Origin of the sequence: Pseudomonas tremae (genome assembly GCF_001401155.1) — a bacterium.
GTDB lineage: Bacteria > Pseudomonadota > Gammaproteobacteria > Pseudomonadales > Pseudomonadaceae > Aquipseudomonas > Aquipseudomonas tremae.
Genome location: NZ_LJRO01000384.1, coordinates 13,788 through 34,627 on the forward strand (window position 1 = coordinate 13,788; position 20,840 = coordinate 34,627).

Annotated in this window: 21 protein-coding genes and 1 pseudogene; 17 read left to right on the forward strand and 5 right to left on the reverse strand. The window is 59.0% G+C overall.

The genetic code is table 11. The features are described from left to right. Nucleotides 1-44: 44 nt before the first annotated feature. Nucleotides 45-1,505: a hypothetical protein gene (locus tag ALO43_RS21350; RefSeq protein ID WP_054998030.1), complete on the reverse strand. Its 1,461-nt coding sequence runs from the start codon at nucleotides 1,503-1,505 to the stop codon at nucleotides 45-47. 352 nt (nucleotides 1,506-1,857) lie between these two features. Between ALO43_RS21350 and ALO43_RS21355 the strand changes: the two genes are divergently transcribed. Beyond that, complete coding sequence (locus ALO43_RS21355) at nucleotides 1,858-2,802, forward strand: bestrophin family protein (protein ID WP_024691729.1); 945 nt, start codon at nucleotides 1,858-1,860, stop codon at nucleotides 2,800-2,802. A 122-nt stretch (nucleotides 2,803-2,924) separates the two neighbouring features. Here the strand turns inward: ALO43_RS21355 and ALO43_RS21360 are convergent, their stop codons facing one another. Continuing rightward, nucleotides 2,925-3,842, reverse strand: a complete 918-nt coding sequence (locus tag ALO43_RS21360; protein ID WP_024671272.1) for a LysR substrate-binding domain-containing protein — start codon at nucleotides 3,840-3,842, stop codon at nucleotides 2,925-2,927. A 186-nt stretch (nucleotides 3,843-4,028) separates the two neighbouring features. Here ALO43_RS21360 and ALO43_RS21365 point away from each other — a divergent pair, with 186 nt between their 5' ends. The 8 genes from ALO43_RS21365 (at nucleotide 4,029) to ALO43_RS29405 (ending at nucleotide 10,333) form a co-directional block, all read left to right on the forward strand. After that, the gene (locus tag ALO43_RS21365) at nucleotides 4,029-4,778 is read left to right on the forward strand and encodes an SDR family NAD(P)-dependent oxidoreductase (protein WP_024691730.1); all 750 of its coding nucleotides are present in this window, start codon (nucleotides 4,029-4,031) and stop codon (nucleotides 4,776-4,778) included. A gap of 100 nt (nucleotides 4,779-4,878) precedes the next feature. Then, nucleotides 4,879-6,180, forward strand: a complete 1,302-nt coding sequence (locus ALO43_RS21370) for an MFS transporter (protein WP_053480685.1) — start codon at nucleotides 4,879-4,881, stop codon at nucleotides 6,178-6,180. Between the two features lie 18 nt (nucleotides 6,181-6,198). Beyond that, complete coding sequence (locus ALO43_RS21375) at nucleotides 6,199-7,047, forward strand: transketolase (RefSeq protein ID WP_024671275.1); 849 nt, start codon at nucleotides 6,199-6,201, stop codon at nucleotides 7,045-7,047. Then, complete coding sequence (locus ALO43_RS21380; RefSeq protein WP_053480686.1) at nucleotides 7,044-8,063, forward strand: transketolase family protein; 1,020 nt, start codon at nucleotides 7,044-7,046, stop codon at nucleotides 8,061-8,063. The genes ALO43_RS21375 and ALO43_RS21380 overlap by 4 nt, the downstream gene beginning before the upstream one ends. A 47-nt stretch (nucleotides 8,064-8,110) precedes the next feature. Then, nucleotides 8,111-9,070: an alpha/beta hydrolase gene (locus ALO43_RS21385; protein ID WP_024671276.1), complete on the forward strand. Its 960-nt coding sequence runs from the start codon at nucleotides 8,111-8,113 to the stop codon at nucleotides 9,068-9,070. A gap of 135 nt (nucleotides 9,071-9,205) precedes the next feature. Then, on the forward strand, nucleotides 9,206-9,493 hold the full coding sequence (locus tag ALO43_RS21390; RefSeq protein WP_024671277.1) for a YceK/YidQ family lipoprotein: 288 nt from the start codon (nucleotides 9,206-9,208) through the stop codon (nucleotides 9,491-9,493). An 86-nt stretch (nucleotides 9,494-9,579) separates the two neighbouring features. Further along, nucleotides 9,580-10,065: a P-loop nucleotide/nucleoside kinase family protein gene (locus ALO43_RS21395; RefSeq protein WP_005891523.1), complete on the forward strand. Its 486-nt coding sequence runs from the start codon at nucleotides 9,580-9,582 to the stop codon at nucleotides 10,063-10,065. A gap of 106 nt (nucleotides 10,066-10,171) precedes the next feature. Beyond that, complete coding sequence (locus ALO43_RS29405) at nucleotides 10,172-10,333, forward strand: DUF2986 domain-containing protein (RefSeq protein ID WP_080268073.1); 162 nt, start codon at nucleotides 10,172-10,174, stop codon at nucleotides 10,331-10,333. 66 nt (nucleotides 10,334-10,399) lie between these two features. Here ALO43_RS29405 and ALO43_RS21400 read toward each other — a convergent pair whose 3' ends face one another. The 3 genes and pseudogenes from ALO43_RS21400 to ALO43_RS29410 form a co-directional block, all read right to left on the reverse strand. Further along, nucleotides 10,400-10,846: a GNAT family N-acetyltransferase gene (locus ALO43_RS21400; RefSeq protein ID WP_005891520.1), complete on the reverse strand. Its 447-nt coding sequence runs from the start codon at nucleotides 10,844-10,846 to the stop codon at nucleotides 10,400-10,402. A 146-nt stretch (nucleotides 10,847-10,992) separates the two neighbouring features. Beyond that, the gene (locus tag ALO43_RS21405) at nucleotides 10,993-11,619 is read right to left on the reverse strand and encodes a glutathione S-transferase family protein (protein ID WP_024691735.1); all 627 of its coding nucleotides are present in this window, start codon (nucleotides 11,617-11,619) and stop codon (nucleotides 10,993-10,995) included. Between the two features lie 106 nt (nucleotides 11,620-11,725). Beyond that, a pseudogene (locus ALO43_RS29410) lies at nucleotides 11,726-11,929 on the reverse strand (ester cyclase); the annotation flags it as partial. A gap of 139 nt (nucleotides 11,930-12,068) precedes the next feature. On the opposite strand from ALO43_RS29410, the gene ALO43_RS21410 reads away from it, so the two are divergent. The 8 genes from ALO43_RS21410 to biuH all read left to right on the forward strand — a co-directional run bounded on the left by ALO43_RS21410 (nucleotide 12,069) and on the right by biuH (nucleotide 20,839). After that, nucleotides 12,069-13,493 (forward strand): sugar porter family MFS transporter, encoded by a 1,425-nt coding sequence (locus ALO43_RS21410; RefSeq protein WP_005891516.1) that lies wholly within the window; start codon nucleotides 12,069-12,071, stop codon nucleotides 13,491-13,493. 37 nt (nucleotides 13,494-13,530) lie between these two features. Next, nucleotides 13,531-13,911, forward strand: coding sequence for a glyoxalase superfamily protein (locus ALO43_RS21415; RefSeq protein WP_024691736.1), 381 nt, complete (start codon nucleotides 13,531-13,533; stop codon nucleotides 13,909-13,911). A gap of 228 nt (nucleotides 13,912-14,139) precedes the next feature. After that, a complete protein-coding gene (atzF, locus tag ALO43_RS21420) occupies nucleotides 14,140-15,945 on the forward strand; it encodes an allophanate hydrolase (RefSeq protein ID WP_024671280.1) in 1,806 nt (601 codons plus the stop codon). A 15-nt stretch (nucleotides 15,946-15,960) separates the two neighbouring features. Then, on the forward strand, nucleotides 15,961-17,070 hold the full coding sequence (locus ALO43_RS21425; protein ID WP_024671281.1) for a BMP family ABC transporter substrate-binding protein: 1,110 nt from the start codon (nucleotides 15,961-15,963) through the stop codon (nucleotides 17,068-17,070). 9 nt (nucleotides 17,071-17,079) lie between these two features. Beyond that, nucleotides 17,080-18,192 carry an ABC transporter permease gene (locus tag ALO43_RS21430; protein ID WP_024671282.1) on the forward strand — a complete coding sequence of 371 codons (1,113 nt, stop codon included), beginning with the start codon at nucleotides 17,080-17,082 and terminating at the stop codon, nucleotides 18,190-18,192. Next, nucleotides 18,185-19,105: an ABC transporter permease gene (locus ALO43_RS21435; RefSeq protein WP_024671283.1), complete on the forward strand. Its 921-nt coding sequence runs from the start codon at nucleotides 18,185-18,187 to the stop codon at nucleotides 19,103-19,105. Before ALO43_RS21430 ends, ALO43_RS21435 begins: the two co-directional genes overlap by 8 nt. Nucleotides 19,106-19,130: 25 nt before the next feature. Next, nucleotides 19,131-20,147 carry a formamidase gene (locus ALO43_RS21440; RefSeq protein ID WP_024671284.1) on the forward strand — a complete coding sequence of 339 codons (1,017 nt, stop codon included), beginning with the start codon at nucleotides 19,131-19,133 and terminating at the stop codon, nucleotides 20,145-20,147. A gap of 5 nt (nucleotides 20,148-20,152) precedes the next feature. After that, nucleotides 20,153-20,839 (forward strand): biuret amidohydrolase, encoded by a 687-nt coding sequence (gene biuH, locus ALO43_RS21445; RefSeq protein WP_024671285.1) that lies wholly within the window; start codon nucleotides 20,153-20,155, stop codon nucleotides 20,837-20,839. Nucleotide 20,840 lies beyond the last annotated feature (1 nt).

Sequence of the window (20,840 nt, forward strand, 5' to 3'; positions counted from 1 at the left end):
TTTCGAATACGCCCCTTTCCGTTAACTGCAATGTTTCAAAATGCTTATGATCGGCCTGGCTGGAAAGGCATTGCGCTCGGTGATCCTGCCGCGATACCGCCTTCTTCGATATCAGGCTCACGAACGTTTCGACGACGTAACGAGTCGCGCAAGGAAGTCGCCGTAGCGGCAATCATCTCGCCGCCGGCGTCTATGCGTGCCTTGGCCAACTGTACTGTCTGCACTGTCTGCTCAGCCACATAGCCTGTCGCACTGGACGCAGCGGATTTCACCTTGTCCTGTATGAACGATTCAGCTTTTTTGACAGCGGGATCAGTTACCACCGCTGCCGTGGTCCAGCCTGCAAACACCCCGACAGAGCCTGCCAGGTTGGTTGCCTGGCTGACTGCTGCCTTGGCAGCCGGGTGAGTGATATTTTTCGTCGCCATTTCCTGCAACTTGCCCACCCCGGCAAAGCCACCCGCCAGTGCGAGACCGTTTTGCGCCAGGCTGGTGGCCGATACCAGACTTCTCACCGCTTTCAAGCCATCGGTGGCGACGTCCAGCGGCAAACCGGCCACCCGCTTGCCTGCGTTGAGCGCTGCGCCGGAGTAGCTGGCGGACTTGATCGCGTTGTAGGCATCGAGCCAGTCGGTTTCTTCATTCAAGTCGGCCTTGGGTTCCTTGTCCTTGATGCCCAGTACAAATGCCCCGCCGCGCTGATGATCACGCGCTTGCACACCGACCATGTGATTACCAAAAGCTGCGTTGGCAGCAAGCCCGCCTGCCGCCGACACACTGATATCGACAGCGCCCTGCACGGCGGGGTTAGATGCCAGCGCCGGAGCAAGTACGGTACGCACAGCATTCCTGGCCGTATAGGTCTGAACGCCTAAGCTCATATCCAAAGCCTGCCGCATGACACTGGGCGCATGGCGCTTCACCGACGCGGCCATTGCATCATGCAGCTTGTCTGGCGATGTACTCAAGTAATGCAGGTCGCTGGTTGCTCGGTTCATGACCGTGGTGCCGACCTGATCCATGACCCCCGACAATGCGCCGGGAAGCAGCGGTGCCAAAGGCTTGAGCGGAGCCGGCAACCAATTGCCCTCGCTGACCGCAGGCCGAATGTATTGCAGCACCGACGCAGCGGCAAAGGGTGCGGCCCGCAACGCTGCCGACGCAGTGGCTGCCATCCTGTCGAATTTTTCCGCCTTGGCGAAGGTTTCGGCGATGCTTGCAGGGGTTTCCCCCGCATCAAACAAACGTCTGGCGCGCGAATCGACAATGTTATCGATCTGCTCGTTGTGAGCATGAACGGCGTCCTGATCAGCGGATGGATCGTTTAACGGCAGCTTGTGTGCAGCGAACACGTGATCTTTCAGGTAATCGGTAATGCCCTGCAGATTGGCATGCTCGGCCGAACTGAGCGACCGTACCGAACTGGAGGCGAAAGATTCTCTTGCGCTCTGAAAGTTCTCTATTTCAATGCTGGGGCGGGGACTGTCGGATCGATTGATAGGCATGGAAATTCCCTCTCTGTATGCGCAGGCTTTATGACGTCGCGCTGGGATGGGCTTATCCGGACGACTTGCATGCGTACAGGCAAGGCAATTAAGCGTCGGTCCAACGGAGACAGAGATTGCGAACGTCCGGTGCCCGTCAGTGAAAAGGACCGACGAGACTGTGTGGTTTCACATTCGTTGCAGTTCCACACCAGCGTGGTATGCCCCCAAAAGCGGTCTCGCGTGGCCTGCTCGAATTCATTTCAAAAACAATGAAGAATTAAGCGAATTTTAAGGCTGAGTGCGTAAGTTTGCGGCGTGGCGTGTTCATTGATCGCACACAACCTCTTCCAACCAGCAAAGGAGTGCCGCAATGCTTGGTCCTTACGAAAAAAAATGGCTGTGCATCACAAGAACGGTAACTTACGTTGGCTGGTCGCTGTTCTGGCTTTTGCTCTGGGACGTGGCCGTGACCGTAGACGTCATGCTGGTAGAAGGCGCCGGTATCGATTTTCCGCTGATGCCACTCACCCTGCTCTGCTCGGCGCTCATCGTGCTGATCAGCTTTCGCAATTCCAGTGCCTACAATCGCTGGTGGGAAGCGCGCACCTTGTGGGGCTCGATGGTCAACAGTTCGCGCAGCTTTGGCCGCCAGGTGCTGACATTGATCGACGCTGAACGTGAAGACCGCGATAACCCGATCAAGGCCACCCTGTTCAAGCGTCACGTAGCTTACTTGCGCGCACTGCGCGCGCACCTGAAAGGCAATGTCGGCACGGCGAAACTCGACGGTCTGTTGTCTCGGGAGGAAATTCACAAGGCCGCGCAGAGCAATAACTTTCCCAATGACATTCTCAATGGCTCCGCAGCGATCATCTCGCAAGAGTTCGCTGCCGGACGCATAGACAGCATCCGCCTGGCCAGGCTGGAGTCGACCATGGTCGAGCTGTCCAACTGTCAGGGCGGGATGGAACGCATCGCCAATACGCCGCTGCCCTACCCTTACGTCTATTTCCCGAAGCTGTTCAGCACCTTGTTCTGCATCATCATGCCGCTGAGCATGGTAACGACTCTGGGCTGGTTCACCCCGGCGATCTCCACGGTAGTCGGCTGCATGCTGCTGGCGATGGACCGTATCGGTACCGACTTGCAGGCTCCGTTCGGCAACAGTCAGCACCGGATACGCATGGAAGACCTGTGCAACACGATCGAAAAAAACCTGCACTCGATGTTCGAGACACCCGAAAAACAGAGAATGGTGATTGACCCGCAAGGTCGGGACGGTAGCGTGTGGCCAACTCATCGATTTGCCGTTTGATGATGCTCGCAGACATGCGCAGAAAGCCGAAAGACTCCGGTTGTTTCTGATCTAAGGTGCTGACGGATGTAGACGGTTCGGGGGTGAACCCCTGAACCTTACGGATCAATCAGAACGGCAGCTTAAAAAACAAACCCCTGACCCAGTTCACTTTCCATCCACTCAAGAAATCGCCTGACTCTGGGAAAGCTGGAATGGGCTTTGGGAAACACCAGATGATGTGCGGCTACCGGAGCAGTCAGTTCCTGCGGGGCCACTTCGACCAGTTCGCCAGTGGCCAGGTACTTTTGCGCCAGCAAAGTACTTTCCAGCGCAAACCCCAACCCGTGACTGGCCGCTTCAAGTGTCATGTACGATCGGTCAAAACTCAGCGCGTAGGGCTTCTCCGGGCGAGCCAGCCCATGTCGGGCAAACCATTCGGGCCACTTCAACAAAGTAGCTTCGGAAAGAATCAACTCGCGGTCGAGCAAATCAGCTGCGCTGTCCACCGTGCGGCGCGCCAGCAGGGTCGGTGACGCCAGTACGGCGAACTGCTCGTCGCGCAGAGTGCGAACTTCATAACTGGGCCAGTTTGGCCTGCCATGGCGAATATCGACGTCGATCTTATCCCGGCTGAAATGCAGCGACTCATACGAGCACGACAGGTTGATCTGGATATCCGGGTGGCTCACCCGAAATGCCTCCAGCCTGGGCATCAGCCAGAGCAGTCCGAAACTGGGCGCAGAATGCAGACGCAGGCAATCGAGACTGACGTCGCTGGCTGCACGCTCGGTGGCGACAGCCAGGCTGTGCAGCACTCCGGAGACGTCTTTCAGATACTGCTCACCAACCGGTGTCAGCGTGACCCCACGCGCAGCCCGGACGAACAGTTGCCGGCCAATCAATGCTTCGAGTCTGGCCAGTTGATGACTGATCGCTGAAGGGGTCAGGTCCAGCACTTCGGCGGCTCTGGCCAGGTTGCCGAAGCGGGCTGTCTGCTCGAAGGCCTGAAGCGCTTTCAGCGGTGGCAGGCTCAGAGGTGCATCGTCATCAGGCCGCATTGGCGCTCCGCTGTAACGGTTTATTTGAATTTCATGCATTCAACCACTCGCCTGACCGCTTGACGAGAGGTGAATTTTTTTCAGCATCCAGTGATTTTTGCGGCATTGCTCACAGCCCACACCGGGAACACTCTGAATCATCGATCACCAGAATCGACCCCATAAAAATAATCAGAGGTAACCCTCATGCTTCTTCAAGGCAAAATCGCAGTCATCACTGGCGCAGCATCCGAGCGCGGTATTGGCCGTGCCACCGCAGTCACCTTCGCTCAGCACGGCGCCCGAGTGGTAATTATCGATCTCGATGAATCTGCCGCACGTGATGCTGCCGCCGCGCTGGGTGAGGGGCATCTTGGACTGGCGGCCAACGTCGCTGACGAGCAACAGGTTCAGGCAGCCGTCGCCAAGGTCATCGAGCACTACGGCCGCATCGATGTGCTGGTCAATAACGCGGGCATCACCCAGCCCATCAAGACCCTGGACATCCGCCCTACCGATTACGACAAAGTGCTCGATGTCAGCCTGCGCGGCACCTTGCTAATGTCGCAGGCCGTGATACCGGCCATGCGCGCTCAGTCCTCGGGCAGCATCGTGTGTATGTCGTCGGTTTCCGCACAGCGCGGCGGAGGTATTTTCGGTGGTCCGCATTACAGCGCAGCGAAGGCCGGCGTACTGGGCCTGAGCAAGGCAATGGCCCGGGAATTCGGGCCGGATCAGGTGCGCGTCAATTCCATCGCCCCCGGCCTTATCCATACCGACATCACAGGCGGGTTGATGCAGGATGAGCGACGCCACGCAATCATCGACGGCATTCCGCTGGGCCGTCTGGGTGCAGCGCAGGACGTGGCCAACGCAGCGCTGTTTCTGGCCAGCGACCTGTCGTCCTACCTCACCGGTATCACGCTGGATGTGAATGGCGGCATGCTGATTCACTGACCGCGAGTAGACGGGCTGGCAGACAGTCCGTGTTTGTTCTGGATCCCCGATACTCCGGGCGGTTGCCTGGCGATCTATAAAAACAAGAGATCAGACCATCATGATAACCACCATGACGCTCGACGCGGCTTCGACCACGCGCGCAAATGCCTACCGCAAGACCGCCTGGCGACTGATGCCGTTCCTGATGCTGTGCTATCTGTGCGCGTACCTGGATCGCGTCAATGTCGGCTTCGCCAAACTGCAGATGATGAACGACCTGGCCTTCAGCGAAACCGTCTACGGGCTTGGCGCCGGAATGTTCTTCATCGGTTATTTCCTTTGCGAGGTGCCCAGCAACCTGATCCTTCACCGCGTCGGTGCCAGACGCTGGATCGCCCGCATCATGATCTCCTGGGGCATCATTTCCGCACTCTTCGCCTTTGTCGAAACTGCCTGGCAATTCTACGCCCTGCGCTTTCTGCTCGGGGTTGCGGAAGCTGGCCTGGCACCCGGACTGCTGCTCTACCTGACGTACTGGTTCCCCTCCTATCGTCGCGCGCGCATGACCGTGCTGTGGTTCATCGCCATTCCGCTGTCCGGCATGATCGGCGGCCCCCTTTCGGGCTACATCATGACCAGCTTTGCAGGTTTCCATGGCTGGGCGGGCTGGCAGTGGATGTTTGTTCTGGAAGCGATTCCTACGGTCGTTGTCGGCTTGCTGGTGCTGAGTTACCTCAAGGATGGCGTGCACCAGGCAACCTGGCTCTCGCATGAAGAAAAACAGCTGCTAAACAAGGAGCTGGAAGAGGACAACAGCCAGAAGGTGGTACACGCTTCAGTCGGAGCATTCATTCGCGACCGCCGTTTGTGGCTGTTGGCGTGCATCTACTTCTGCGTGGTGATGGGCCAGTACGCGATCACCTTCTGGCTACCGACGCTGATCCGTAATGCAGGCGTTTCCGACCCATTGCATATCGGCCTGATGACCAGTCTTCCCTATCTGTGCGCGATCATCGTGATGCTGTTGATGGGCCGCAGCGGCGACAAGCACCGCGAGCGGCGCTGGCACCTGGTCGGCCCGATGATTGCGGGTGCGTTGGGGCTGAGCCTGGCGGCGCTGTTCGGCGGCAATCTGCTGCTTTCGGTGCTTAGCCTGTGCCTCGCGGCAGCAGGCATCCTGTCTGCGTCCTCGATGTTCTGGATGCTGCCCACCACCCTGCTTGGCGGCGTGTCTGCCGCCGCCGGCATCGCCGGGATCAACAGCTTCGCCAATCTGGCGGGCTTCTACTCGCCCTACCTGATCGGCTGGATCACCACCACGACCGGCTCAAGCGCCATCGGCATGTACCTGATCACCGGCGTGCTGTTCATCGGCGCGTACCTGGTGCTGCGTATTCCTGCCGCCTCGGTCAATCGTTGAGTCAACGGAGTAACCAACATGACAACCCACGCTTTATCTACCCCCTCCAGCTCGCTGGCGCAGCGGGCTCACAATATCCGCCGACATGCATTGCGCATGGGCCAGGTCCAGGGCCAGGGTTATGTCGGACAGGCACTCGGCGCCGCCGACCTGCTTGCCGTGTCCTACTTTCACGCCATGAGCTACAAGCCTGAAGACCCTGAATGGGAGCTGCGTGACCGTTTTTACCTGTCGATCGGCCACTACGCGATTGCACTGTATGCAGCACTAATCGAAGCCGGGATCATCCCGCTTGACGAGCTGGAAACCTATGGCTCGGATGACAGCCGTCTGCCCATGTCAGGCATGGCGACTTACACTCCGGGAATGGAAATCACCGGCGGCTCGCTGGGCCATGGTCTGGGTATTGCCGTAGGTGCCTGTCTGGGCCTGAAGCGCAAGAACTCCCGTTCCTTCGTCTACAACCTGCTGTCGGACGGCGAACTGAACGAAGGCTCCACTTGGGAGGCGGCCATGTCGGCCTCGCACTGGAAGCTGGACAACCTGATCGCGATCATTGATGTGAACAACCAGCAGGCAGATGGCCACGCCAGTGAGGTGCTTGCGTTCGAACCCATCGTCGACCGCTGGCAGGCGTTCGGCTGGTTCACCCAACGGGTCGACGGCAACGATCTTAACGCGTTGGTAGCAGCCTTCGACGCGGCTCGCCAGCATCAGGGCGCGCAGCCAAGGGTAATCATCTGCGACACGAAAATGGGCAAAGGCGTGGCGTTTCTGGAAACCCGCGAAAAGACCCACTTCATTCGTGTGGACGAGCATGAATGGGACATTGCGCTGAGCAACCTCGACGAGGGGAAAACCGTATGAGTTCCACTGATCAAAAGGCGACACCGGTCGTCGTCGCGAAGAAAAAACTGACCACATCGGCGATGATTGCGTCTATCGCCTCAGAAGGCCAGGCCACTCGCCCGGCGCCGTTCGGGCATGCGCTGGCGGCACTGGCAGACCAACGCCAGGATATCGTCGGGCTGTCAGCTGACCTGTCCAAATACACCGACCTGCATATCTTCGCCAAAGCTCACCCGGAACGTTTCTATCAGATGGGCATGGCCGAGCAACTGTTGATGAGTGCGGCTGCGGGCATGGCGCGGGAAGGCTTTGTGCCATTCGCCACCACCTACGCGGTGTTCGCGTCCAGGCGCGCCTACGACTTCATCTGCATGGCAATTGCCGAAGACAACCTGAACGTCAAGATCGTCTGCGGGCTGCCAGGCCTGACCACCGGTTACGGCCCCAGCCATCAGGCAACCGACGACCTGGCGATCTTCCGGGCCATGCCCAACCTGATGATTGTCGACCCGTGCGATGCACTGGAAATCGAGCAGGCCGTGCCGGCAATCGCTGCGCATCAGGGCCCGGTGTACATGCGCTTGCTGCGCGGTAACGTACCGCTGGTGCTGGACGAGTACGGTTACACGTTCGAGATCGGCAAAGCCAAGACCTTGCGTACCGGTAACGACGTGCTGATCATTTCCACCGGTCTGATGACCATGCGTGCGCTGGAAGCAGCCAAGGCGCTTCAGGCTGACGGTGTCGATGTTGCAGTGCTGCACGTGCCGACCATCAAGCCGCTGGACGAGCAGACCATTCTGGCCGAAGCCGGAAAACCGGGACGACTGGTGGTGACCGCGGAAAACCATTCGATTATCGGAGGGCTGGGCGAGGCTGTGGCGACGGTACTACTGCGCAATGGCGTGACGCCGACCTTCAGACAAATCGCCCTGCCGGACGCCTTTCTGGATGCTGGCGCGCTGCCTACACTGCATGATCGTTACGGCATTTCGACACCAGCAGTCTGCACGCAAATCAAAGCCTGGCTTTAAACACTGACATGCGCAGGGATACTTTCCCTGCGCATCGGAGGTAACCGTTGGACGCACATGAATTGCTGGACCCGGCCTATCACTCGTTCATGGATGAGCCTTCGAGCAACTGGACATCTGAAACCCTGCCTGGCATCAGGACCAGGGTGGGCTCCGCATGGACGACGACAACGGCGTCTCGCAGTGAACAATACTGGACCGCCGGCGAGCCAGGCGAAGGTATCAGGCTGTGTATCTACAGGCCCGGCCTGCCGCCCGGCAACAGCAATAACAGCAAACTCCCGGCCATCCTGTATATCCACGGTGGCGGCTTTGTCCTGGGCAGCCCGGAGATGGCCGACGATTACCTGGCAGAGCTGGCAATAGAGCTCCAGGCCATAGTCGTTGCAGTCGATTACCGGCTTGCACCCGAGCATCCATTCCCGATCCCGCTCGAAGACTGCCACGCAGCGCTGGAATGGACATTCTGTAACGGCCCGAAACTGAATATCGACATCCGTAACGTGGTGATCATGGGCCACAGCGCAGGCGGCGGGCTTGCTGCCGCACTGGCGATTCTTGCAAGAAACACAGCTACCCATGAAATAGGCGGACTGGTCCTGATCTACCCGATGCTGGATCACAGAACAGGCTCGCCCGACTCGTCATCGCCCAACCCGACTACCGGCACGTTAAGTTGGTCGCGCCAGGCCAACCATTTTTGCTGGGAATGCCTGCGGGGCAGTTACGCACTGAATGACGATCGCGCGACACTGTTTTCGCCAGCGCTGGCCGACGATTTAAGCGGCTTGCCTGCAACGTTTATCTGCGTCGGCGCACTCGATCTGTTTCTGGAAGAGGACCTGGCTTTCGGGCTGACCTTGTCGCGCTCGGGAGTGCCCGTAGAGCTGCACGTCTATCAGGGCGTGCCGCACATGTTCGATCAACTGCCAGGGGAGCAGACCAGGCAGGCAACGCAAGACATTACCCGTGCGCTCGGCAGGATGATTGCCGCAAAACCGGCTTGAGTGGTGTAGCGGCCTTTGCTTGCGGCCCATGAAGCGTCCCCCTAACTTGCACCGTGCTCAGCGGTGGCTGGATCGATGTCCGAGCAACTGAGTAGAATGGCACTCACTCTGAATCAGTACGCGACAAGGGAATGTATGATCACGAGATGTCTGCTAATTTTCATGTTTTTATCACTCAGCGGCTGCTGGAGCCTGGCATATCATCTGGATGGTGAACGTTGCATCTACCCCGGTACACGACATGGATGGGCGTGGGGCACCAAAGATGTGGCGTCTACCTGGCCCTGGCTGATAGACGTACCGTTTTCTCTGGCACTCGATACGCTGTTGCTACCTTATGACCTCACAGCTTTTTTGCCCGATAACCTCGGCGGCGATGATCGTCGGTGTGAATTCAGTGACTCGCTGAACGTGTTGGGTTGATCTGCATGGCAGATGTCAGAAGCATCCCGGTCTAAACGTTCCCCTAGGGATGCATACTTCGCGGTTCGACAACAGGACGCATCTTCATGCCAGCTCCGGCACTTCACCTCATGTGCGGCAAGATTGCATCAGGTAAATCGACACTCGCAAAGGCACTTTCCGTAGAGCATTCAGCCATTCTGCTGAGCGAGGACAGCTGGCTTTCAGGACTTTACCCTGACGACATCAAGTCAGTGGCGGACTATATAAGGCTTGCACGCAGGATTCGCGATGTTCTCGGTCCGCTGGTCGTCAGCATTCTGAGATCAGGTGTTGCGGTGGTTCTGGACTTCCCTGCCAACACTGTCGCAGATCGCAAGTGGCTTCGCAGTCTGGCGGACGATGCGCAGGTGCCGCACTGTCTGCATTATCTGGACGTCGACGATGATGTCTGCCTCGCCCGGCTGCACGCCCGCAATGAGAAAGCCGAGCATGACTTTTCAGCCACTGACGCGGAGTTCAGGCTCATCACCAGCTACTTTCGTGCTCCGGATGCAGCAGAAGGGCTGGATGTCAGGGTGCACGTTCAATGAATGAACGACGCAGAGCCTAATGTCATGCAAACCCGTTCAACGCATTGGCGCGGCAGCGATATTCAAGCTGATACCATTGCGCGACCTGCACGCCGAGTAGATCAATATGAATCGCCGTAAAAAGATACAACAGCTGTTGAAAGCTTACGCCAAGAAGGCCAGTGCCAAACTGGCGCCAGCGAGCAAGACAAAGTACGTAAGCAAGGCTGACCGGTTGAAGATGGCAGCGGAGTCGGATCAAGATCCCGTTATAGCAAACGAGCACTGATTAATGACGCCGTGGTGTAAGGATCTGTGGGAACGACAGGAGAGCGAAGATCAGGCAAGGCAGACTTCAAGCATCTTCAAGAACCCTGACGTGGCTCGCATGCCTGTCGTTCACGGGTTGAAAACCGCAGCGTAGGTAGAATCCGGCCGCACTTGAAGTATCAGTGAACAGGCGTACGACAGAGAAGCACTCGGCCGCATGCTCGACAAGATGGTTCACCAGCGTTGTTCCAATGTTCTGGCCTCTTGAGGCGCTTGATACATAAAGCCTGCGCAACCTGCCAACTTCCCCCTCGATAAAAGGATCGCGTGAAAGACCTCCAATGCCCACCAGACAGCCGTCCAGAAATGCGGCCATGAGGCATTCTCCTTTCCCATCGAACCGATTTGTCCCGGACTCCCATTCCTCCACCAGCCGGGCAAGAAACCTGAACCCTTCCGCATCAGCCTCTTCTTTCAATATCAGAACCTGTTGAGGCAAACAGCTGATTTTCCGGATCTCAACCTTGTTCACCCGATAACCTTTATGGAAGTGGATTACACAACTCGCGAGCCACGACGTCAAAGACCGCAAGGCCAGGCAGCGGGAGCAAAAACAAACTTTCCTTACCTGACCTTCTGTAAGCCTGCAGCACCAGCATTTTAGTGGCGGCTGGCTAATTACTTGGCAAACGCGTATTCACCGCCCTGCTCCAGCGCCTTGCGATACGCAGGTCTGGCCTGAAGTCTTTGCACCCAGGCGGAGACATTCGGGTACGGCTGCAGCATGCCTTGGGCGTTGGCAAATTCGCCGATGAAACTCATCTGAATATCCGCGCCGCTCAGCTCGTCGCCCAACAAGTAAGGGGTCAGCCCCAACGAATTGTTCAGGTAGCCCAAGTAGTTGGCCAGCTCGGACTCGATTCGTGGGTGCAGCGGCGCGCCAGCATCACCCAGGCGTCCAACGTACAGGTTGAGCATCAACGGCAGGATGGCCGAACCTTCGGCAAAGTGCAGCCATTGCACGTATTCATCATAAGTAGCGCTGGCCGGGTCCGGTTGCAGGCGGCCATCGCCATGACGACGAATCAGGTAATCGACAATCGCGCCCGACTCGATTACCACGTGCGGGCCGTCTTCGATCACAGGAGATTTGCCCAGCGGATGGATAGCCTTGAGTTCCGGTGGCGCGAGGTTGGTTTTCGGGTCGCGCTGATAGCGTTTGATCTCGTAAGGCAGGCCCAGCTCTTCAAGAAGCCAGAGAATACGTTGCGAGCGTGAGTTGTTAAGGTGATGGACAATAATCATGCAGGGCTCCGCCGGGTGAGAGTGATGTGTCTAGAAAAGACTGCCTCACAGCCAGGGAGTGCCCTGAAATGAATGATATTCGATGAATGCTGCCGACCCCGAGGCTTCAGATACCTCGGTCGCTCGGCGCAGCCAATGGCTCGCAACGTAGCTCGCGTTCCACGACAGCCTTGTCGATGACCGACCAGACATCGATAATTTTGCCGTCGCAAAACGTGTAAAAAACATTCTCTGAAAAGCTGATACTTCGGCCCTCGGCATCCAGCCCCATGAACCGGCCTTTGGGTGAGCAGTTGAATACCAGCCGGGCATGGGGTTTTCGGGCAATGAAACCCGCAGTAATTGCATACCCGACCGTTTTTGTAGGGAACTAGCAAGACCGACACCGCCCTAAGCCTGACATCTATGTACTGGCACGACGCTGGTTTCAAACGAAGGACTTCAGATTCATGTCTTCAGGTAGCACTTCAGTATCAGCGGCTGATCAGCAAGGTCGGCAAAACATCTCACCCAACAGACTCATCTTCATCTCCGTGCTCGTGGCAACCATGGGCGCACTCGCGTTCGGTTATGACACCGGCATCATTGCAGGTGCCCTGCCCTTCATGACGCTGCCTGTCGATCAGGGCGGGCTCGGTCTGGATGCTTACAGCGAAGGCATGGTCACTGCCTCGCTGATCGTCGGTGCCGCATTTGGCTCGCTTGCCAGCGGCTACATCTCTGACCGTTTCGGACGGCGTCTGACGCTGCGCCTGCTGTCGGTGCTGTTCATCGCCGGCGCGCTGGGCACCGCCATTGCGCCTTCCATACCGTTCATGGTGGCTGCGCGCCTTCTTCTGGGTATCGCAGTGGGCGGCGGCTCGGCAACAGTGCCAGTGTTCATCGCTGAAATCGCGGGCCCTTCACGTCGTGCCCGGCTGGTCAGTCGTAACGAACTGATGATCGTCAGTGGCCAGTTGCTCGCCTATGTGCTGAGCGCGGTCATGGCGGCATTGCTGCACACACCGGGTATCTGGCGTTACATGCTGGCCATCGCGATGGTGCCCGGCGTGTTGCTACTGGTCGGAACATTCTTCGTGCCGCCCTCGCCACGCTGGCTGGCGTCCAAGGGTCGTTTCGACGAAGCGCATGACGTACTGGGGCAACTGCGCACCAACAAGGAAGACGCGCAGCGTGAAATAGACGAGATGAAAGCGCAGGACGAGCAGGCTCGCCACCGTCCAAAAGCCAAGGAGTTATTGCGCCAGCGCTGGGTCATCAAATTGTTGCTGATCGGTATTGGCCTGGGGTTCACCGCGCAGCTAACAGGTGTGAACGCGTTCATGTACTACACACCGATCATCCTTAAAAATACCGGGATGGGCACCAACGCGGCGCTGACCGCGACCATCGGCAACGGCGTGGTATCAGTCATCGCGACCCTGCTGGGGATATGGGCCATTGGCCGTTACGGGCGTCGGCATCTGCTGATGACCGGTCTGGTTATCGTGATTCTGATGCAGGCTGCACTGGGCTGTGTATTGCAATTCATGCCGCAGAACCTGACGCAGAGCTACACCGCTCTCGCCTGCATTCTGGTGTTTCTGCTGTTCATGCAGATGTGTATTTCGCCGGTGTACTGGCTGCTGATGTCTGAGCTGTTCCCCATGCAGGTACGAGGATTGCTGACCGGTACGGCGGTGTCGATGCAATGGTTGTTCAACGCATCGGTAGCGTTTACCTTCCCTATCGCAGTCGATACGATCGGCAACCCGACGTTCTTTATCTTCGCGGCCATCAACGTCGGCTCACTGATATTTGTCTTCCTGTGCCTGCCGGAAACAAAAGGCAAGTCGCTTGAGCAGATCGAGAAGCACTTGAAGAAAGAGCTCTAACCCTCTTGAACAGTCGCCCTCACCTAAAGGATTAGCCATGTCCACGACCGAGCAAGCCACTGCCACTTTCAGCAGTGCCATCCCGATACTGCGGATGTTCGACGAACGCAAGGCGCGTGAGTTTTACCTCGACTTCCTCGGTTTCAGCGTAGAGTTCGAGCACCGCTTCGAGGCTGATCTGCCGCTGTATCTGGGGATCGTCCGAAACGGGCTGCACCTGCACCTTTCCGAACATCATGGCGATGCCTGCCCAGGGGCGGCAGTGTTCATACCGACTCAGAACATCGAGCAATTGCGCGATGAACTGATCAGCACACGGTATGGTTATGCGCGCCCGGCTATTGTTCAGCAAGGCTGGGGCAAGGTACTGGAAGTCTGTGACCCTTTCGGCAACCGGATCAGGTTCTGCGAGAGCTGAGCAAACGCTGTTGACGTTGCTCAGGTCCTGAGTTTGAGCTTACGAATAACCAATCCGGCATGCCCCATCGTTGGGCATGTCGGGTTTTTCAAGCGCAAGCATGACGCATGATTGCGTCGAAAAAGTCTCTTCCCGCGTTCCGTTCCCCTGCAAACCAAGGCTCGGCCAACGTTGGCCCATAACCTGCAAATGTGTCTATTCATCTTGTATACATGAATGAACACCACTATGACCGCACTCGACATTTTCGAATTACAGTCGGCTTTACGCTCAGGCGATGTGAACCTGAAAGCGTTCGTAAACACCCTGACGACGCACATTGATAAGGACGATCGACCAGAAGTCTGGATTCATCGCGTGTCCTTGCCAGACCTCATCGACCGGGCGGCAGCGCTGGATGAGTTGGCCAGAGCGCTGGGCGAGTCGGTGTATGAACAACTGCCGTTGTTCGGTGTGCCGTTTGCGGTCAAGGACAATTTTGATGTAGCTGGAATGCCTACCACGGCCGCCTGCCCGGCGTTCGCCTATGTGCCCAAGGAGAATGCTCACGTCTTACAGCTGCTGCTCGACAGCGGCGCGATTCTGATCGGCAAGACCAACCTCGATCAGTTCGCCACCGGGCTGGTAGGCGTCAGGTCGCCCTACGGGCCGGTGCGCAACGCACTTGACCCGGCCTACGTCAGCGGCGGTTCCAGTTCGGGATCGGCGGTGGCGGTAGCACGTGGTTATGTGAGTTTTGCACTGGGCACAGACACGGCTGGCTCGGGCCGAGTGCCTGCAGGCTTCAATGGCATCGTCGGGCTCAAGCCCAGTCTTGGACTGTTCAGCAGTCGAGGTGTTGTGCCTGCTTGCCGTACGCTGGACTGCCCGTCCATATTTGCCAGGGATGTGATGCAGGCCTGGCAAGTGGCGCAGGTTATTGCGGCTTACGATTCGCTGGACCCAGGCAGTGTTGCTGTTCAGGCTTTGCCGGTGCTGCGCCGGGCCCGACGTGTCGCGGTCGCACGGGACTGCGAGTTCTTCGGCGATACACAGGCGCAAGCGGCGTATGCAAAAGCGCTGGAGGCCTTGCGCGACGATCCACTGGTAACCATTACACAGATCGATTTTGACGTTTTCGCCGAAGCAGCAGCCCTGCTCTATCAAGGACCGTGGGTGGCTGAACGGCGTGCGGCAGTGGGAAAATTCTTTGACACCAACGCCGACGATATCCATCCGGTGGTGCGCGGCATCATGCAGAGCGCTGCATCCTTCGACGCAGTGGATACCTTCAACGCCCGTTACCGTCTGGCAGAACTGACCCGCACCGCAGAGCAATTGCTGGCAGAGGTAGATGTGCTGGTGGTGCCGACCGCACCGTGCATGCCGACCATCGAGGCGGTGTTGCAAAACCCGGTCGAACTCAATTCCCGACTCGGTTATTACACCAACTTCGTCAACCTGATGAACATGTGCGCCATTGCCATTCCGGCGAAAGATCGTGCAGATGGTTTACCAGCGGGCATCACCCTGATCGGGCCGGCGGGTGCCGATCAGCGTCTGGCAGAGATGGCAGCGGCCTGGCAGCCACTGTTCGGCAATGCAGACCAGAGCGAGGCCATTGCGATGGCTCCCCTGCCCTGCAGCAGCCCGACCGTGCAGGTCGCTGTGGTTGGCGCGCACCTGGTCGGTCAACCGCTCAATTGGCAACTGCTGGAAAGCAGTGCCCGCCTGCTGCGCGCGACCACCACCAGCGCAGACTACCGCCTGTACGCACTGGCAGGCACTTCTCCGCCAAAACCGGGCCTGGTGCGCGTGGCTGCCGAAGGCGCCTGCATCGAAGTCGAAGTCTGGGAGATCCCGCTGAGCCTGTTCGGGGCTTTCGTCGCGGCCATTCCTGCACCGCTAGGCATCGGCTCGCTGCAATTGGCCGATGGCCGGTGGGTCAAGGGCTTCATCTGTGAACCCGCCGGCCTTGAAGGCGCGCTGGATATCACTGATTTCAAAGGCTGGCGCGCCTACCGCGCCGCGCAAACATCTTTCATCGCTCATTGATCAGGGGTAGCACGCATGTCGAACGTCGATCGTCGCAGTTTCATCAAGTTGGCGGGCATTATCGGCCTGAGCGCAGCGCTGCCTTTTGGTCGTGCCTATTCAGCCGACGCACCATTGGTGGTGGGTTTTATCTACGTCGGCGCTCGCGACGACTTTGGTTACAACCAGGCCCACGCTCAGGCAGCCGCCATTATCAAGACGCTGCCCAACGTCAAAGTCATCGAAGAGGAAAACGTCCCGGAAACCGTGGCGGTGCAGAAAACCATGGAAGCCATGATCCGTCAGGACGGCGCGACACTGATTTTCCCAACCTCATTCGGCTACTTCGAGCCGCATGTGGTCAAGGTCGCGAAAAAGTACCCGGACGTGCGTTTCGCCCACTGCGGTGGCCTTTGGCAGAAAGGCCGGGATCCGATGAACGCTGGCAGCTTTTTTGGCTATATCGACGAAGCGCAGTACCTGAACGGCGTGGTTGCCGGGCACATGAGCAAGAGCAAAAAGCTCGGCTTTGTGGCCGCCAAACCCGTGCCTCAAGTGCTGCGCAATCTCAACGCATTCGCCATGGGCGCACGCTCGGTAGACCCGAGTATTGTCACCACGGTGATTTTCACCGGAGACTGGTCGTTGCCGGTCAAGGAAGCCGAGGCCGCCAACGGCTTGATCGATCAAGGCTGCGACGTGCTGACCTGCCATGTGGATGGTCCTAAAGTCATCGTCGAGACTGCCGAAAAACGCGGCGTCATGACCTGTGGCTATCACGCCAGCCAGGCGGCGCTGGCACCCAAAGGCTACCTGACAGGCGCCGAATGGAATTGGGAAACACCTTATCGCGCCCACGTCGCAGCAGCCCAGAGCGGCGCGCCGATGATCAACTTTCTGCGTGGCGGGCTCAAGGAAGGCTTCGTAAAGACTTCCGCCTACGGCCCGGCCGTCAACGCTGAAGCAAAGCAACAGGCAGACGCCATCAAGGCGCAGATGCTGGCAGGCCAGTTCGTGATTTTCAAAGGGCCGCTCAAGGACAACAAGGGCGCGTTAGTGATTGACGATGGCGTGACACAAACCCAGACCGACATTGCGCTGGAAAGCATGAATTACTTGGTCGAAGGTGTGCTTGGCCAGCTCTGAGGAACGTTCATGAGTTCATCCAAAAGTCTGCGCGGTCTGGCCAGCGCGCTGTTGCCGGGGCTGCCTACGCTACTGGCAGTGTGCTCCTCGTGCGTACTGTTCGGGCTGTTTCTGGCTGTTCAGGGCAAGCCCGCGTGGCAGGCTCTGCAGTTGGTCGGCGAAGGCGCGTTCGGCTCCTGGTTCGCGCTGGAAAATACCTTGCAGCGTGCAGCGCCGTTGATGCTCACAGCGCTCTGCGTCGCCCTGCCTGCCAGGGCCGGGTTGATCATCATCGGGGGAGAAGGCGCGCTGGTACTCGGTGGACTGGCGGCGGCAGTTACACCGCTATGGCTGGGCCATCTGCCTCCAGCACTGATGCTCGGCGGCATGGCCTTGGCGGCGATGACCGTGGGTGCTCTGTGGATCGGCCTGAGTGGCTGGATGCGCCAGCGCCGTGGGGTCAATGAGACGATCAGCAGTCTGTTGCTTTCCTACATCGCTCTGGCGCTTTTCCGACAACTTGTGGAGGGCCCGCTGCGTGATCCTGCAAGCCTGAACAAGCCCTCGACCCCACCGCTGGACGATGCCTACCTGGTCGGTACGATCAGCGACGGTTTTGAGGTGCATTGGGGCCTGGTGGCGGGTGTGGTTGCCTGCCTGCTGGCGTATGTGCTGGTGCGCCACAGCGTCAAGGGCTTTGCTCTGGCAGTGGTCGGCGGCAACGTGCGTACAGCCCTGATGATCGGCCTGCCGGTGGACCGTCTGATTCTGCTCAGTTGCCTTATGGGTGGCGCGGCAGCAGGACTGGCCGGCATGTTCGAGGTGACGGCGGTGCAAGGCAGCGCGAACGCCGCGTTGATTGCAGGCTATGGCACCAGCGGCATTCTTGTGGCATTCGCCGCGCGCCATCATCCGCTGGCAATTATCGTCTGCGCCGTACTGCTGGGCGGGCTGGAAGCCAGCGGCGGACTGCTGCAACGGCGGCTTGGCCTGCCGGATGCCACCACGCTGATTCTCGAAGGGCTGCTGTTCACCAACCTGCTGCTGTGGGAAGCCCTTGGCGGGCGCATTGCCGCCTGGAAAATCAGGCTGACGACGCCGCAGCCACCGGTCGATGACAAAGGAGCGTTACAAAATGTCTGACATCGACCTGAGCACCTTTCTGCTTGCTTTGCTGGCCGGTGCGATCCGCGTCGGTACGCCGTTTCTATTCGTCAGCCTGGGCGAATGCCTGACCGAGAAAAGCGGCCGGATCAATCTCGGGCTGGAAGGCATTCTGGTTGCCGGTGCGATGTCGGGCTATGCCGTAGCGTGCCTGAGCGGCTCGGCATGGCTGGGGGTCTGCGCAGCGGCCGGGGTCGGCATTCTGTTGGGCCTCCTGCACGGCCTGGCCTGTTCGCTGCCAAGGGTCAACGACATCGCATTCGGCATCGCCCTGATTCTGCTCGGCACCGGGCTGGCATTCTTCCTTGGCAAAGCCTTTATCCAGCCACAAGCGCCGATGCTGCCTTCACTGGCGCTGGGGGCCTGGAGTAACGAAGAGCGCGTGCGATCGGCGCTGAACATCAACGTGCTGTTCTTCGTCGGCGCTGCACTGGCGTTCGTCCTGCACTGGGGGCTGCGTACTACGCGGTGGGGGCTGATGCTGCGGCTGGTCGGCGACCATGCCGAAACCGCCCAGGCGCTGGGCTATCGTCCGCTCAAGGTACGAGTTGTGGCCACCGCAATCGGCGGCGGGCTGGCCGGGATTGGCGGGGCCTATCTGTCGCTCTACTACCCCGGCAGCTGGAACGAAGGCTTGTCCAGCGGTCAGGGGCTGATGGCGGTTGCACTGGTGATTTTTGCCCGCTGGCGGCCATTGGCGTGCCTATGGGCGTCGCTGCTGTTCGGTGCCGCCGGGGCCATCGGACCGGCCTTGCAGGCTGTGGGCATCAGCACCGGCTACTACCTGTTTGCAGCAGCACCTTACGCGCTGACGCTGGTGGTGATGTACGCCACTTGCCGCCGCGGGCGTACGCTCAATGGCGCGCCCGGCGAACTCAGCCTGACGCGATGAACCGATCTTTTCGAGGAGGCATGACATGGCCAGTGGTCTTGGTGGTTTGAACAAATCGCCCAACGGCGTGGTGATCGGCCTGGCGCAACTGGCGCTGCCCGATCCCCATACCCGCGAGGCATTGTGGGTGCAAACCCAGAAAGTGGTTGCCATGGTGGCAAAGGCGCGGCGCAGCAACCCAGGCATGGACCTGATCGTGTTTCCCGAGTATTCCCTGCACGGCCTGTCGATGAGCACCGCGCCAGACATCATGTGCAGCCTCGATGGCCCGGAAGTCATGGCGCTGCGCGAGGCGTGCAAGGAACACAGCATATGGGGCTGCTTCTCGATCATGGAGGCCAACCCCCACGGCAACCCGTTCAACAGCGGCCTGATCGTCGATGACCTTGGCGACATTCGCCTGTACTACCGCAAGCTGCACCCGTGGGTACCGGTAGAGCCCTGGGAGCCGGGCGATCTGGGCATTCCGGTATGCGACGGTCCGCGCGGCAGCAAGCTGGCGTTGATCATCTGCCACGACGGCATGTTCCCGGAAATGGCCCGCGAGTGCGCCTACAAAGGTGCCAACATCATGCTGCGCACCGCTGGCTACACGGCTCCGATCCGTCACTCGTGGAAAATCACCAACCAGAGCAACGCGTTCACCAACCTCATGCAGACCGCGAGCGTGTGCATGTGCGGCTCCGATGGCACGTTCGATTCGATGGGCGAAGCCATGTTCGTCGATTTCGACGGCACGATCATGGCCGAAGGTGGTGGTAGGGCCGACGAAATCGTCTGCTGCGAACTGCGACCTGATCTGGTCCGCGAGGCGCGTGTGCATTGGGGTGTCGAGAACAACATCTATCAGTTCGGTCATCGTGGCTATGTGGCGGTCAAGGGCGGAGCTCAGGATTGCCCTTACACCTACATGCGCGACCTGACCGCTGGCCAGTACCGTCTGCCATGGGAGAACGACGTGGTGCACACCGACGGCCGTTCATGCGGTTTTGCCGCACCCGAGCGCGAGTTCAAACCCACGCCCAGCAGTTGGAAGGAGTAAACGCCATGAGCGAACGTCATATTGCCTCGGCGCCCTACCCCTGGCCCTGGAACGGTCAACTGCATGCACACAACACGGCGCTGATCGTGATCGATATGCAGACAGATTTCTGCGGCGTGGGTGGCTACGTGGACAGCATGGGCTATGACCTGGCGCTGACCCGTGCGCCCATCGAGCCGATCAAGGCGCTACTGGCCGTGATGCGGCCGCTCGGCTTCAGCATCATCCATACCCGCGAAGGCCATCGCCCGGACCTCAGTGACCTGCCAGCCAACAAACGCTGGCGCTCGCAGCGCATCGGTGCAGGAATCGGCGATGCAGGCCCCTGCGGCAAGATACTGGTACGCGGCGAACCGGGCTGGGAAATCATCGACGAGCTGGCACCGCTGCCCGGCGAAATCGTGATCGACAAGCCAGGCAAAGGCTCGTTCTGTGCCACCGATCTGGAGCTGATCCTGCGCACGCGGGGCATCGATAACCTGATCCTGACCGGTATCACCACCGATGTATGCGTGCACACCACGATGCGCGAAGCCAATGACCGCGGTTTCGAATGCCTGCTGCTTGAAGACTGCTGCGGCGCGACCGACCCTGCCAACCATGCCGCCGCATTGAGCATGGTCAAGATGCAGGGCGGCGTGTTCGGCGCAGTCGGCCATTCGTCGATGCTTCACGACCTGTGGGAAGCATGAG